Below are 15,041 nucleotides of genomic sequence, written 5' to 3'. Positions count from 1 at the left end.
TAGAATACCGGAAGGAAAGATGCACATTGCAATTACATATTCATTTTGTTGGCATAAAAGGAACCGGGATGAGCGCCCTTGCCCAGATTACACCGTTGATAGAAGATGCCGTGATTACCGGATCCGATGTGCCGCAAAGATTTTTTACAGACGTTGTATTAGAGAAGGCAGGCATTGAGGTCCTGAACTTTGACCCAGAGAATGTTGTCGGCGCTGATTTGGTTGTCACCTCTGCCGCTTACTGCGACAGTCACCCTGAGATTAGCCGGGCCAAAGAGCTTAACATACCGGTACTGACTTACCCTCAATTTCTGAGCAAACTGATGTCCAAGAAAAAAGGAGTCTGTGTAACTGGGACTCACGGCAAGACTACGACAACTGCCATGGCTGGAAAAATCCTGCTTGATGCAGGTTTGGACCCTACGATTGTCGTAGGCAGCGACGTGCCCTGTATTGGCGGCAACGCCCATGCCGGTCAGGGAGAACTCTTTTTAGCCGAATCCTGCGAATACCGGAGGCACTTCTTAAATTACTCTCCCGAGCACCTGATTATTACCAATATGGAACTGGATCATCCCGATTATTTTAAGGATTTGGATGATGTGGTCTGCGCTTTTTCCGAACTCGCCTGCAAGCTGCCTGCTGAGGGTAATCTGATTATCTGGCATGACGATCCGAATATAGATAGGATTAAGACCAGAGCAACGGTTACAACTTTTGGTTTCTCGGCCGATGCTGATGTCAGCGCTGCAAACGTTGTTTTCGATAATGACGGAAGCTGTTTCGATGTGATGATGAATAAAAAAAATATAGGTAAGCTGCATTTGACTGTTTCAGGAAAACATAACATTCTGGATGCCCTAGCTGCCATAGCCCTGACTTCTCGGCTCGGAATATCGTTGGATACCGTGCTTCAGGCGCTGAGCGGCTTTAATGGTACCAAAAGAAGATTCGAACGTCTTGGCACAAAACACGGGGCAGTTATTGTTGACGATTATGCCCATCACCCGACAGAAATCCAAACGACCCTGGACGGAGCAAGGCTTTCCTACCCCGACAGAAGAATCCGGGCAGTATTTCAGCCTCATACCTTCAGCCGGACTGAAAAACTTTTTTATGAGTTTTCTCAGGCCTTTCAGGATGCCGATGAGGTTTTGCTGGCAGAAATTTTTTCCTCGGCGCGCGAAAAAAAAGCCGGAGTCAACCCGATCTCTTCAGCAAAACTTGCCGACTTGATGAAAGAAAAAGGAATTACCACCCGTTATTTTCCAACGCTTGACGAAATCAGTTCTTATCTTGACCAAACCCTGGAAGAAGGCGATCTCGTTATTACGCTCGGAGCGGGTGATATTTACAAAGTAGGGCAAAACTTGGTCTCTTGAGCGCTGTTTCCTGACCGCTGAGTAACTTCAATGATTCATACAGGAGAAACCGATGAAAAATAAGTTGATTTTTTCTTTGCTTGTCATTCTATTTGGGATTTTTTTCATAAGCGGTTGTATTCAAATGAGCATTCCTGATGCTTCCCCTGATTCTCAGGGTTCGCAAACATCCGCAGAAAACGTTCCGATTGATACCTTTATGCTAAGAATCGGCGCTGCGAGTAAGGAGGCGATAAATTATCACGATGTTGCCAGCATCGCTGTTTTAGTGAATAAACAAAATCAGCTTCCCTCCGATTATGTTCCACCGGATCTGGTTGAAGTCAACATTTCTTTTACTTTTGAGGAAAAAGCTGAGAAAAGAATGCTGCGTCAGGAAGCTGCTGCGAAGCTCGAGGAATTATTTTCTGCTGCGAAAGAAAATGGTGTAATACTTTATGGTGTATCAGGCTACCGCTCCTATCAAACGCAGCAGGATTTATTTGCGAGTTTTACCCGGCGGTACGGAACCGAGGAAAAAGCCAACCAAATCAGTGCGAGACCCGGTGAAAGTGAACACCAAACCGGCCTGGCAATGGATGTATCCTGCCAGAGCGTTAACTTCGGTCTGGAAGAGACATTTGGAGATACGGACGAATATGTCTGGCTGAAAGATAACGCTCATCGTTTCGGTTTTATCATCCGCTACCCGAAGGGCAAAGAATACCTGACGGAATATACCTACGAACCTTGGCATCTTCGCTATATCGGACAAGACCTGGCCACGAAACTCTATGAACAGCATCTCACTTACGAGGAATACCTGTTCTTCAAGATTTGATCTTATTATTCGTAAACTTGCATAGATATGGCACGCGCGTTAAGTAAAAAAATATTCTTCACCGGCGAATACCGTTCCTGCTGAATTGCTCAATATGACATACAACGTCATTCCAGTCATAACAGCGGATGACACCTTCCGGAAGATTTCCGCGGTTATAAGGCGCATCCATCAGTAGCACCGGAATGCCCATGGAAACGATCTCCACTGAATTGGAAATAAAGTCATCGACGAACACATCAATACCGTGTTCCTTGACCGCAATGGTCTTGCTAAGCCCCCCTGTGAATATCTTTTCACCCGGGGGGATTTGTTTTTCTTCAAGCCATTTTTTTGTGATTAGTTCCTCAGCTCCCGGCTTTCTGGCTGTCACATAAATGATTTCATGCCCTGCTTCTGTTAAGGAAACGATGCTCTCGACTGACCCTTTGACCGGCTCCGGTGTTGAGAAGAGAACTTCCATATTTTTGTCAAAAAAGGTGTCAAGTTCATTCCAGTCAACGTCGTAGATTTTCGACATATCATCATTGTCAATTTCCATAATATTTTTGCCGTATTGCCTGTTGAGTTCTTCTGTGAACACAGGAAAACTGTCCGCGACGACGCCGTCTATATCTAATCCGATCCGTAGTTTCATCTAATCCAACCTCTCCGGTTTTTCTAATTCGATGGTTGGGGGCAATTGCCGTTTATGCTCACTCATTTTATGCAGTCTTTCGATTTTGGCGACAACATCGTCAGGAATCTTTTCTCCCAAAAGATATTTATCGATAAGATCATAGGAAAAACCCATCTCTCCCTCATCGGTCTGTCCCTGCCAAAGACCAGCAGTCGGTGTTCTGGAAGCTATTTTTTCCGGCAGGCCCAGTGCCCTTGCCCAGGCTCTTACTTCCGTCTTGGTAAGTGAGCTGATCGGCAGGAGGTCCACGCCGCCATCCCCATATTTCGTAAAATATCCGGTATAGCTCTCAGGGGCATTGTCTGTCCCGACAACCAGATACTCCCTGATATTGGCTACCGTATACAGCGTAGACATACGGAGCCGTGCTTTAAGGTTCCCTTGTCCTGCTTGCTGAATATTCAGAGGCGTCTGATTAGCTTTTAAAGCGGTCTTCATCTGGTCATAAATGGCTGCATGCGCTTCCCCGAGATCAATCTCGATCACTTCCATCCCAAGGGTCTCTGCAATCAAATAGGCATCCTCGCGATCCGCAGGATTTGATTGGCATGGCATGATCACACCAAGGCAGTAATCAGGAAATGCTTTTTTGCATAAAGCTGCCACCACCGCAGAATCTACACCGCCGGAAATTCCGCAGACCAAACCTTTGGTATTTGCCTCAGTGTTTTTCTCGCGCAGCCATTCCACAACCTGCTTTTGGCGTTCCAGTATTTCTTCAGTACTCCACACCGGTACGGCCTCCTTTTTTATTTCACAATAGTTTAATGATCATTCAAATATTTATCAAAAGTTTAGACATAAAATTTAAATTTTATATTTTTTTAAAACCCATTCTTTTAACTTAATCCACAATATCCACATTTTTATCCACAAAATTTTAAGATGACCGTTGGATTCTGTCAGCATTCTTTGCTATGTACCGTCATTTCAGCATCGCCGGCTATTTGTTATTTTCACAATTTTTACATTCTAATTACATATTCTTAACATATTCTTAAAATTTCTTGATTAATACTCTGAAGGCAGCAAAATGTACCATTATTCGTGCTAAATTTACACTTGATTGTTTTCTTAATTGTTTTTTACCACCTGAGTTGATCCAGATTTTCTTTACTAAACTGTATCGCTGTCTGAACAACCTCCGGTGCAGGACCTCCGGTAACGCTCCTCTTCTGAACGCAGGTTTGAAGAGAAATAGCCTCATAAAGATCTTCCTCGAAGAATTCGGATACTGTTTTCAGTTCTTCCAGCGTCAGATCCTCCAACGAACAACCCCTGTGGGAACATTCCAGTACCAGCCTGCCCACAATCGCATGGGCTTCGCGGAAAGGAACATTCTTCTTAGCCAGATAATCAGCCAAATCTGTGGCATTGGTAAAGCCCTTCTTAGCTTCCCTTGCCATAATATCGGCATTCACTTTCATGGTAGCCAGCATCGGTCGGATGACCAGCAGCGATTTTTGGATGGTGTCCACAGCATCAAACACACATTCCTTGTCTTCCTGCATATCTTTGTTATAAGCCAGAGGAAGTCCTTTCATAACGGTGAGCAGTGTTATGAGATCCCCATACACCCTGCCGGTTTTCCCTCTGACGAGTTCTGCGACATCAGGATTTTTCTTCTGCGGCATAATACTCGATCCGGTGGCATAGGCATCATCAATCGAAACGAAACAGAATTCGCCGCTCGACCAGATGATCAGTTCTTCACACAGCCTGCTCAGATGCATCATCATGATAGATGCCGCTGCCAGGAATTCCAAAGCAAAATCTCTATCGCTGACGCCGTCTAAACTGTTGAGCGTGACGCCGTCAAAATTCAGTTCAGCAGCTACTTCTTCCCGACGCAAAGCAAAGGTCGTACCCGCCAGCGCGCCCGATCCGAGCGGGGAGAGGTTCAGTCTCTTGCGAGTATCTCCGAACCGTCCCAGATCGCGCAAAAACATTTGGACATAGGCCATAAGATGATGGCTCAGGGTGATCGGCTGGGCCTTTTGCAGATGGGTATATCCGGGCATCCAAGTCTTAAGATGTTTGGAACACAAGTCAAGCAAGGTTTCCAGCAGCGCAGTGAGGAGATCTTTGGTGTTGTCGATTTCTTCTCTTAAGAACAGCCGAAAATCCAGCGCAACCTGATCATTCCGGCTGCGGCCGGTATGGAGCTTTTTACCGGCATCACCGATTCTCTCCGTAAGTAGTTTCTCAACGTTCATATGGATGTCTTCGGCTCCGACTTCAAATTCAACCCTTCCCGCCTGAATATCCGCCAGAATGCATTCCAGTCCCCCTATTATTTTCTCCGTTTCTTCGGCTGACAGGATACCTATTTTGCCGAGCATTCCGGCATGAGCGATGCTGCCCATAATATCAAATTTATAGAGGCGCCGGTCGAATGAGATCGATGAGTGGAAATCTTCGACCAGGGAATCGGTGTCTTTCTCAAAACGTCCTCCCCAAAGTTTCATTGATTTAACTCCTTCCGAATCAAAATTAAGTATAGTATAACGCAACAATATGACAGAACACAAGAATGCGCAATGTGCTTAGACAATTGACATCCTTGTGTTCTATGCCCGCAAATCTATGCTCGCGCACCGTTGCGTATCATGATTAACGTAAGCCTGATTTTCTCTCCATTAAAGCGCGGACTTTAAGAGGCAGTCCAAACAGATTAATAAAGCCTTCTGCGTCTTTCTGGTTGTAGACTGCATCTTCGCCAAACGTTGCGAATTCTTCATTATACAGTGAATAAGGGGATTTTATCCCTACCGGTGTACAGTTTCCTTTATACAGTCTCATCCTGACGGTTCCGGTAACATTTTTCTGTGTAACTTTTACAAACGCATCGAGTGCTTCTCTCAGCGGTGAATACCAGACACCATCGTAGACCATCTCCGCATATTTCAGCGCAATTTGTTCCTTATAATGCAGGGTCTGACGGTCAAGGGTCAACAGTTCCAGCGCCTGATGCGCGGCATAGAGAATTGTCCCGCCGGGGGTCTCATATACCCCGCGCGACTTCATCCCGACAAGCCTGTTTTCGACCATGTCGACAATCCCGATCCCATTCTTACCGCCCAGGGCATTCAATTTCTCGATCAGCTGAATCGGTGCAAGCTTCTCTCCATCGACAGCGACCGGTATGCCCTTCTCAAAATTGATCAGCACATACGCGGCCTGGTCCGGCGCCTGCATCGGAGAAACCCCGAGTAGATAGAGATCATCCTTCGGTTCATTCCAGGGATCCTCGAGGTCACCACCTTCATGGCTTAAATGCCACAGGTTACGGTCCATGCTGTACGGTCTGTCCTTGGTAACCGGGATAGGGATTCCGCGTTCTTTGGCATAATCAATCGCATCATCCCGCGATTTGATGTCCCACTCTCTCCACGGAGCAATAATTTTCAGATCAGGATTCAGTGCTTTGACAGCCAGTTCAAAGCGGACCTGATCGTTGCCTTTCCCTGTCGCGCCATGCGCAACAGCAACTGCGCCTTCTTTTTCGGCAATCTCCACAAGCCTTCTGGCAATAAGCGGACGCGCAAAGGATGTTCCCAGAAGATATTTGCCTTCATACACGGCTCCAGCCTGAAGTGTCGGATAAATGAAATCCGTAATGAATTCTTCTCTCAAATCTTCAATATACAATTTGGTGGCTCCGGTTTTAGCAGCCTTCTCATGAAGAGGTTCCAGTTCCTCTCCCTGTCCCAAATCTGCCGCCATCGCGACAACCTCATAGCCATAGTTTTCTTTCAGCCATGGAATAATGATGGACGTATCCAGTCCGCCTGAATAGGCAAGTACTACTTTAGCCATACGCTGTCTCCTTTATTTTATAATTATTACATGACCAGCGCCATAATCGCTTTATGGGCATGAAGCCGGTTTTCAGCCTCCTGGAATACCACGGATTGAGGACCTTCAATCACTTTGTCGGTGATCTCTTCTCCGCGGTGGGCAGGCAGACAGTGCATGACGATCGCTTCAGGATGAGCTGCCCCAAGCACCTCGTCATTGATCTGGTACGGCGCAAAAATTTTCTTCCTGATTTCGCTTTCTTCTTCTTGTCCCATACTGGCCCAGACATCGGTATAGAGAATATCCGCTCCCCTGGCAGCCGCCACAGGATCTTCGACGACCTGCACCGTACTTCCGCTGAGAGATGCATTCTTCCAAGCCAGATCCATAATTTCCGGAACCGGCTGGTATCCCTGAGGTGAGGCAATCACAATGTTCATGCCCATCTTGCTGCCGCCAAGCAGCAGGGAATTTGCCACATTATTGCTGTCACCGATATAGGTTAATTTCAGTCCCTGAATCTTGCCTTTTGTTTCTTTAATAGTCAAAAGGTCAGCCAGAATCTGTGTCGGATGCAGAAAATCGCTCAGGCCATTGATAACCGGCACGGAGGAATGCTCGGCAAGATCGAGAACCTCCTGGTGGCTGAACGTTCTGATCATAATGCCGTCGACCATCCTGGACAAGACCCTTGCTGTATCCTGGATCGGTTCACCGCGGCCCAGCTGGATATCGCGGGCGCTCAGGAACATTCCGGAGCCGCCAAGCTGATAAATACCGGCCTCAAATGCCACTCTGGTTCTCGTCGAAGATTTGGTAAAGATCATCGCCAAAACCTTTCCCTGCAGGACAGGGTGGGAAATCCCGGCATTTCTCTCAGCCTTCAATTCCATGGCGACGTCAACCATATATGAGATTTCTTCTGCTGTGAAAGCATTCAGTGTAATAAAATCTCTGCCTTTAAACTTGTCTTTGTTTAATTGAACCATCATTATTCTCCTTCATCTCAATAATACGCAATATTGCATTATTATACCTCATCATGCATAATTATTCAATAGCCCTGATGAAAAAGAAGCTATCCCCAGACGAGTAACCTTTACCCTCCTGAGGATTAAAAGAAGACTGAATCCACGGTCTATTTACCTGCTTGTTCAAAAGCATCTATAACGTCAGCTGGAATCTGTTCGACATAAGATGCAGAATACCAGTATCTTACGTTAGAATATTTGATCAGAGAATTCTCTCCACGAGTGTAATCAGATGATAAGACAGAGCTGCGACGATTGCTGTGGAAGGAATCGTCAGACACCAGGCAATCAGCATCTGCTGCGCAACGCCCCAGCGCACGGCCGAAATACGTTTGGCTGCGCCTACTCCCATAATGGAACCGGATACCACGTGCGTGGTACTGACCGGCAGATGGAGACCCGGAAACGCCGTCGCTACCCAGATAACGATCGAGGATGACAAATCTGCGGCAAATCCGTTGATCGGCTCAATTTTAAAGATTTTAGCACCAAGGGTATGAATGATTCTCCAACCACCCACTGCTGTACCACAAGCAATGGCTAATCCGCACAGGAGCTTTACCCAGAGCGGAACATCCATTGTCGACTGTACCCCAACGGCGACAAGCGCCAGCGTGATAATACCCATGGATTTCTGTGCGTCATTGGAACCATGGTTAAACGCAAGGAGTGCGGCTGAAACCATCTGCAGCCTCCGGAAGATACTGTTCGTTTTCATCGGCGCTTTATTGCGGAACAGGTAATATAGAATGGTCATGATCAGATAACCGAGTCCCATGCCGACGAGCGGCGAGCACAGCAGCGCCAAGATAATTTTCTTGATGCCGGCCCCCTGGACAACACCGAGTCCCGCTGCAGCGATCCCGGCTCCGAGGATTCCCCCAATAATTGCGTGGGAAGAACTGCTCGGAATACCAAAATACCATGTCAAAAGATTCCAGAAAATCGCTCCGATCAGTGCGGCGATCATCACTTCGGAAGTAACACTGTTCACATCGACAATGTCCTTTGCAATGGTCTTGGCAACCCCTGTGCTGTACATCGCGCCGATAAAATTGAGTACCGCGGCCATAATGATTGCGGTTCTTGGCGTAAGCGCTCTTGTCGAAACCGAAGTGGCTATGGCATTGGCAGTATCATGAAATCCGTTGATAAAATCAAATGCCAACGCAAATAGTACGACAACGAATAATGCAATATGCAGACTAGACATATTTTAATACGACCCCTTTTATTACAAGCGCAAGATCTTCACAACGGTCCGTGGCGTCTTCCAGATGTTCCAGTATTTCTTTCCATTTAATGATTTCAATCGGATTGCTTTCATTTTCAAACAGCTTGCCTACTTCACTCCGGTATAAACGATCTCCCTCGCTTTCCAGTTTATGAATTTTTTCTGTGTTTTCAAGAATAAGATTTAATTTGGTGCGAATATTGGGAAGGTTGTCCACAGATATTTTAATAATATGAATACAGTCATCCAGAACCCGAATCAGCTCCTCAACCCCGGAGTGGGGCGGCGTCGCTTTATACATAATCATCCGTTCCAAGGCACCTTGAATAAAGTCAATGATATCATCCATGTTTGTCGCCAACGAGTAGAGGTCTTCCCTGTCCATTGGCGTCACCAGTGTCTTATTCAGGTTATCAATGATCTTGTTGGTGATGTCGTCGGCACGGTGTTCCAAATCAATGAGTTCCTTCATCTTAACCGGGAAAGTGGTAGGATCCTTAACTGCTTCTTTTAATACCAGCGAGCTTTCGCAAATAAGCTGCGCGTTTTCCTTCATAAGTACAAAAAAGTCGTTTTCTTTTTTTGACACAGTCTTTACCTCCTCCTTTATCATAACCTGGTGAAATCTTCCCACACTATATTAGCACAAGGGCCGAGGATAAGATACTTAAATTTATAAAAACAGGCACTTAAAACAATAGGTAGAATAGACCGAAAGATTCAGCCAAAAGCTCTCTCCAGCATCAGCTTAATCCGGTTGATCTGGTTCACTTCACTGGCTCCGGGATCATAATCCACGGCAACGATATTGGTTTGGGGATACTGATCTTTCAGGGTCTTAATCATTCCTTTGCCGGTAATATGATTTGGCAGACAGGCAAACGGCTGCATGCAGATAATATTATTGGCGCCACTTTTGATTAGTTCCACCATTTCCGCAGTCAGCAGCCAACCCTCTCCGGTTTGGTTGCCCAGGGAAAGGAATGGTTTGACACTTTCCGCCATCTCCTGAATCGTCGGCGGGATATCGAATCTTTTACTATTCTTTAAGGCAGCCCTTAAATCTTCACGATAGCTTTCCGTATACTTGACCAACAGATTTCCGATGACTCTGGAAGATCGCTTACCGGCAAGATATCTGTAGTTAAATTCCTTCCCGTAGCAGCAGTAAAGGAAAAACTCCATCAATCCCGGAACTACCATTTCTGCACCTTCTTTCTCAATAAACTCGGCCATGTTGTTATTCGCCGCAGGGTGAAATTTTACGAGGATCTCCCCGACCAGTCCAACCCGTGGTTTTCTCTGCTGAATAATCTCAATATTTTCAAAGTCCTGAACAATTCCCTTCAGATTTTCACGAAATAAGCTGCGGTCTCCATTGGCAACATTGATCTTGCAGATATCTATCCACTTTCTCAGAAGCTGATCCGCTGTTCCCGCATTTGTTTCATAAGGCCTTACCCGGTAGAAAACCTTCATCAGCAGGTCTCCGTAGAGCATGGCCATGATTGCTTTAACCGCCATGGAGACTGTTAACTTAAATCCGGGGTTTTTCTCCAAGCCTGCGACATTAAGCGAGAGTATCGGAATGTGCTCCAGTCCTGAGACCTGAAGCGCTTTCTTTAATAGCCCCAAATAATTGCTGGCCCGGCAGGGTCCCCCAGTCTGGGTTATAATGACCGAGGTGTTGTTCAGATCGTATCTTCCGGATTTTAACGCCCTTAACAGCTGCCCGATAATAATAACCGAAGGGTAACAGGAATCATTGTTAACATATTTCAAGCCTTCTTCAATATCCTCTTTTTCAACTATAGCCAGTACTTCAAAACGGTACCCCTCCGAACGGGCGACCTCCTGGGCAAATTCAAAATGGATCGGCGCCATCTGCGGAGCAAGAATGGTATGTGTTTTACGCATTTCCTTGGTAAATATTGGTCTATGAACGGCATTTGGCCCCTTTGCCGGGCCCTCTATAGGATGATCATGTTTTATTCTGGCATCCATCGCAGCTTTAAGCGAGCGAAGCCTTATTCTGACTGCACCCAGATTGCTGACCTCATCTATTTTAATCATGGTATAGATTTTACCGGCTTTATGTAAAATTTCCTGGGCTTGTTCCGCAGCAATCGAATCCGGCCCGCAGCCGAATGAGTTTAACTGGACAAGCTCTAGCTCCGGTCTTCCGGCAACAAAATCTGCTGCTTCGTAAAGTCGGGAATGATACATCCACTGGTCCAGAACCCGGAGTGGCCTGATGACTTTTCCGAGATGGGCTACCGAATCCTCTGTAAGCACTGCCATTCCGAGGGCCGTGATGACTTTAGGTATGCCGTGGTTAACTTCCTGATCCAGATGGTAAGGCCTGCCGGAAAGGACAATCCCGCGATTTCCTGTTTCTGCAAGCCATTGCAAGACCTCTTCTCCTTTTTTGCGGATATCCCGTTTGAAATTCAGATCTTCATTCCAGGCTACGTCGACGGCCTGGATGATTTCTGCAAGGGTAATGCCTGAATGTTTCAGTTCTTCATACAATCTCTTACTAAGCTTTTTTTTATCTTCATACGGCAGAAAAGGATTCCAGAATTGGACACCGCTTTGCTTCAACTCGTCCATGTTGGCTTTGATCACTTCCGGATAAGCGTTGATTACCGGGCAATTAAAGCAGTTGTCCGCCCCGGCTATTTCTTTTCTCTCCTTCGGTATGCAGGGATAAAATATGAGTTTCACGCCTTGTTTAATCAATGACACGATATGACCGTGAACAAGTTTGGCAGGATAACAAACGGTATCGGAAGAAATTGTCTCCATGCCCGCCTCATAAACCTTCCGGGTGGAAACCGGCGACAGCTCGACCCGGAAACCAAGACGGGTGAAAAAGGTAAACCAAAAAGGATAATTCTCGAACATATTTAAAACCCTTGGGATCCCGATGGTTCCTCTGACTGCTTTTTCTTTGGCCAGCGGCGTATAATGAAAGATCCTGTTCAGTTTATAGGCATAGAGATCCGGAATTTCATCTGTTTGATCGCGTTCCGATCCTTTTTCACAGCGGTTTCCTGTAATGTGCCTGCGCCCGTCACCGAAACAGTTGACCGTAAGTAAACAGTGGTTCTGACAGTTTTCGCAGCGGGCTGCGCTGACTTCCACCGAAAAGTTATTGATTTGATCTGGGGAAAGCAGCGACGTAACCACTCCCTCCCGCCAGGCGTTCCCGGCCAAGAGGGCCGCACCAAAGGCACCCATGAGGCCGGCAATGTCCGGACGGACGACTTCTCGGCCAATGGTCCGTTCCAGGCTGCGAACCACAGCATCATTCAAGAAAGTCCCTCCCTGGACAATAACCTTTTCACCAAATTCCTCAGAGCTTTTTAACTTAATTACTTTATAGAGCGCGTTTTTGATCACGGAGTAGGATAATCCTGCCGAAATATCCGCGACCGTCATGCCTTCTTTTTGGGCCTGTTTTACTTTGGAATTCATGAAAACGGTACATCTCGATCCTAAATCGGCAGGATTTTGAGCCAAAAGTCCTTTGCGGGCAAAATCCGCCACATTCATTTCCAGTGACCTCGCAAATGTTTCAATAAAAGAACCGCAGCCGGATGAACAGGCTTCATTTAGCATAATATTTTCAATTACACCGTTTTTTACTTTGAGGCATTTCATATCCTGTCCGCCGATGTCCAGAATCAGGTTGACTCCAGGCAGAAAATGATTGGCAGCTGTGTAATGAGCAATGGTCTCGACTTCCCCCATATCAAAAAAAAGAGCTGCCTGAGTCAGTTTTTCTCCGTAGCCAGTCACGGCAGAATAAGCAATTTTCGTGTTTTCCGGGAGCCTGCTGTACAGTTCTTTCAGAATATTGACTGCTGAAGCCAAAGGGTTGCCTTCATTATTAGTATAGGCGGAATAAAGAAGGGCGCCTTGCGGATCGATCAAAACAGCTTTTGTCGTGGTAGATCCTACATCCAGACCTAAAAAACATTGGCCCTGGTACATCTCCAGCTGATTTGTGCTGACAATATTTTGGGCATGCCGCCTTACAAACGCGCGGTATTCCTCTTCATCTGCAAAAAGAGGATCAAGTCTAGCTGTTTCATACTGAAGCTTTTTTTTGTCTGTTTTCAATTTTTGACCAAGCTGTTCAAATGTAATATCTTTATCCTGAGCAGAGGCGAGGGCCGCTCCGATAGCTACATAAACTTCGGAATTTCCCGGCACAATCATATCTTCATCCTTCAGCCCCAACGTTTCCTGAAACCGAACTCGCAGCTGCGGCAGGAAGTGAAGTGGTCCTCCGAGGAAGCCAACTTTCCCTTTAATTTTATGTCCGCAGGCAAGCCCTCCGATGGTCTGATTTACAACCGCCTGAAAGATCGAAGCTGCAATGTCCTCCTTGCGGACTCCTTCATTTAAGAGAGGTTGAATATCCGTTTTGGCAAAAACCCCGCATCGGGCGGCAATCGGATAGATGACCCGGCTATGGGCAGCCAGCGCATCCAGACCAGCCGCATCCGTCTTTAACAGGACAGCCATTTGATCAATAAAAGCACCGGTTCCTCCCGCACAGATCCCGTTCATCCGCTGATCAAACCCCTTGTCAAAAAAGGTTATCTTGGCATCTTCTCCGCCAAGCTCAATGACAACATCCGTTCCTGGCAGATAACGATCCACTGCTTTGCTTCCGGCAATGACCTCCTGAATAAATGAAATGTCCAGATGTTCAGCCACAGCCAGTCCGCCTGAACCTGTAATTGCTACCGTCAGCGAAAATGCCGCATATTTCTGACCGGCTTCAGCCACCAGCCTTTGCAACGTGCTCCAGATATCCGAATAATGCCGGGTATACCGGCTGAACAACAGAACGCCTTCCTTATTTAAGACAGCGATTTTAACAGTGGTGGAACCTATGTCTATCCCAACATGAAGGTTATTCTTATCTTTGTCAGTGATTCTGTGATGATGCGAATCCAGATTACATTCCCCCTCAAACAAATTCAGCAGAATTATTTTTCCATCTGAGGGGGTTATTATTCATTGTCTACCTTACCGTCTGAAGTTATTAGAAAAATAATATAAATTTTTCTACCCACATTCTGTCCTTCGTGTTAATATAGTCTTATGAAATCACAATGGAATATTATTACCCAGAACAGATGGAGCTCTCAAAATAGAACCGCTGGAATATAAATGATGAGAATCCATAGATTTATGAAAAAATGACTTTTCGATTCCGTGAAAAAGCTAAATCATCAAGGAAGTTCCTTTTGAATTGGATTAAGGGGGATGGGTCATGGGTAAACAAATCTATCGGTCTCAAAACAAAGTGATTGCAGGGGTCTGCTCTGGAATTGCGGAATATTTTGAAATAGATCCTACGATTGTACGGATTATCTGGCTGCTCGCATTTTTTGCTGGGATCGGAATTCTTGCCTATCTCGTCTGCTGGGTAGTGATTCCTCAAAAACCTTTTGGCTCATTCGGCAGTTCTCAGAACTATGCCGACTCGGCAGATATTCCAAATAATGATCATAATCAGGCCATCAATAAGGACAAAAGCCTTAAAGTATTTGGCATTTCGCTGATCATTGTTGGTACTGTATTTTTGTCAGACAGACTCTTCGACTGGTTCGACATTGACATCCTGCTACCCATAGGTTTGATTGCCGTTGGCGTTTACGTATTGTTTGCGAGGAGAGATCATTGATGAAAAAAAACATTGCCCTGGGTGCGGTGATCATTCTGGTCGGTGTAATCTGGCTCCTTAGTAATCTTGATGTTTTTTCGTTTTCGATCATCGGGACTTTTTTCCTATCACTCAGGAAGCTCTGGCCTCTGCTATTGATTGGTGCCGGTGTCAGTTTATTGATTAACAAGAACTCCATGATGAAAATGATTGTTTGGATCATTATCGTCATCTGTATCATGTTTTATGGTATTTATGGAATGAATAACGGCACTTTGAATTACCCGGAATTTAAATTGCAAGAACATCTTTACTGATTACATTGACCTTAAGTTGTTTTTTGAAGGCCTTTTGTCTCTCCAGATGATACAATCTGTATCAGAAAGATAAATATTTTGTCTATTTTAA

At 45.8% G+C, this 15,041-nt stretch carries 12 protein-coding genes; 4 read left to right on the top strand and 8 right to left on the bottom strand.

Annotated features, from left to right (window positions below):
* The first annotated feature begins 68 nt into the window (after nt 1–68).
* Entirely contained in the window at nt 69–1,382 is a 1,314-nt protein-coding gene (gene murC, locus NC238_02785; GenBank protein ID MCM1564882.1) for a UDP-N-acetylmuramate--L-alanine ligase, read from the top strand.
* 52 nt (nt 1,383–1,434) lie between these two features.
* Nucleotides 1,435–2,202, top strand: coding sequence for a M15 family metallopeptidase (locus NC238_02780; GenBank protein MCM1564881.1), 768 nt, complete (start codon nt 1,435–1,437; stop codon nt 2,200–2,202).
* A gap of 58 nt (nt 2,203–2,260) precedes the next feature.
* On the opposite strand, the gene NC238_02775 is transcribed toward NC238_02780, so the two are convergent.
* The 8 genes from NC238_02775 to NC238_02740 all read right to left on the bottom strand — a co-directional run bounded on the left by NC238_02775 (nt 2,261) and on the right by NC238_02740 (nt 13,900).
* The gene (locus NC238_02775) at nt 2,261–2,839 is read right to left on the bottom strand and encodes a hypothetical protein (protein ID MCM1564880.1); all 579 of its coding nucleotides are present in this window, start codon (nt 2,837–2,839) and stop codon (nt 2,261–2,263) included.
* Nucleotides 2,840–3,613 (bottom strand): NAD(+) synthase, encoded by a 774-nt coding sequence (gene nadE / locus NC238_02770; protein ID MCM1564879.1) that lies wholly within the window; start codon nt 3,611–3,613, stop codon nt 2,840–2,842.
* 353 nt (nt 3,614–3,966) lie between these two features.
* The gene (gene argH / locus NC238_02765; protein ID MCM1564878.1) at nt 3,967–5,349 is read right to left on the bottom strand and encodes an argininosuccinate lyase; all 1,383 of its coding nucleotides are present in this window, start codon (nt 5,347–5,349) and stop codon (nt 3,967–3,969) included.
* Nucleotides 5,350–5,494: 145 nt separating this feature from the next.
* A complete protein-coding gene (locus tag NC238_02760; GenBank protein MCM1564877.1) occupies nt 5,495–6,700 on the bottom strand; it encodes an argininosuccinate synthase in 1,206 nt (401 codons plus the stop codon).
* Between the two features lie 26 nt (nt 6,701–6,726).
* A complete protein-coding gene (gene argF / locus NC238_02755; GenBank protein ID MCM1564876.1) occupies nt 6,727–7,671 on the bottom strand; it encodes an ornithine carbamoyltransferase in 945 nt (314 codons plus the stop codon).
* A 244-nt stretch (nt 7,672–7,915) separates the two neighbouring features.
* Entirely contained in the window at nt 7,916–8,926 is a 1,011-nt protein-coding gene (locus tag NC238_02750; GenBank protein ID MCM1564875.1) for an inorganic phosphate transporter, read from the bottom strand.
* On the bottom strand, nt 8,919–9,536 hold the full coding sequence (locus tag NC238_02745) for a DUF47 family protein (protein MCM1564874.1): 618 nt from the start codon (nt 9,534–9,536) through the stop codon (nt 8,919–8,921). The genes NC238_02750 and NC238_02745 overlap by 8 nt, the downstream gene beginning before the upstream one ends.
* A gap of 131 nt (nt 9,537–9,667) precedes the next feature.
* The gene (locus NC238_02740) at nt 9,668–13,900 is read right to left on the bottom strand and encodes a 2-hydroxyacyl-CoA dehydratase (GenBank protein MCM1564873.1); all 4,233 of its coding nucleotides are present in this window, start codon (nt 13,898–13,900) and stop codon (nt 9,668–9,670) included.
* Nucleotides 13,901–14,240: 340 nt separating this feature from the next.
* Between NC238_02740 and NC238_02735 the strand changes: the two genes are divergently transcribed.
* A complete protein-coding gene (locus tag NC238_02735; GenBank protein MCM1564872.1) occupies nt 14,241–14,654 on the top strand; it encodes a PspC domain-containing protein in 414 nt (137 codons plus the stop codon).
* On the top strand, nt 14,654–14,950 hold the full coding sequence (locus tag NC238_02730; protein ID MCM1564871.1) for a DUF5668 domain-containing protein: 297 nt from the start codon (nt 14,654–14,656) through the stop codon (nt 14,948–14,950). The genes NC238_02735 and NC238_02730 overlap by 1 nt, the downstream gene beginning before the upstream one ends.
* Nucleotides 14,951–15,041: the final 91 nt, after the last annotated feature.

The organism is Dehalobacter sp., from assembly GCA_023667845.1.
Lineage (GTDB): Bacteria > Bacillota > Desulfitobacteriia > Desulfitobacteriales > Syntrophobotulaceae > Dehalobacter.
Note: the sequence above shows the minus strand (reverse complement) of the source record. Positions and strands in the feature narration are given on the sequence as shown.

Excerpts from the sequence above, each read along its gene's own strand:
- NC238_02750 (MCM1564875.1), bottom strand. The coding sequence starts at position 8,926 with ATGTCTAGTCTGCATATTGCATTATTCGTTGTCGTACTATTTGCGTTG.
- NC238_02775 (MCM1564880.1), bottom strand. The coding sequence starts at position 2,839 with ATGAAACTACGGATCGGATTAGATATAGACGGCGTCGTCGCGGACAGT.
- NC238_02735 (MCM1564872.1), top strand. The coding sequence starts at position 14,241 with ATGGGTAAACAAATCTATCGGTCTCAAAACAAAGTGATTGCAGGGGTC.
- NC238_02730 (MCM1564871.1), top strand. The coding sequence starts at position 14,654 with ATGAAAAAAAACATTGCCCTGGGTGCGGTGATCATTCTGGTCGGTGTA.
- NC238_02760 (MCM1564877.1), bottom strand. The coding sequence starts at position 6,700 with ATGGCTAAAGTAGTACTTGCCTATTCAGGCGGACTGGATACGTCCATC.
- argF (MCM1564876.1), bottom strand. The coding sequence starts at position 7,671 with ATGGTTCAATTAAACAAAGACAAGTTTAAAGGCAGAGATTTTATTACA.
- murC (MCM1564882.1), top strand. The coding sequence starts at position 69 with ATGAGCGCCCTTGCCCAGATTACACCGTTGATAGAAGATGCCGTGATT.
- argH (MCM1564878.1), bottom strand. The coding sequence starts at position 5,349 with ATGAAACTTTGGGGAGGACGTTTTGAGAAAGACACCGATTCCCTGGTC.
- NC238_02780 (MCM1564881.1), top strand. The coding sequence starts at position 1,435 with ATGAAAAATAAGTTGATTTTTTCTTTGCTTGTCATTCTATTTGGGATT.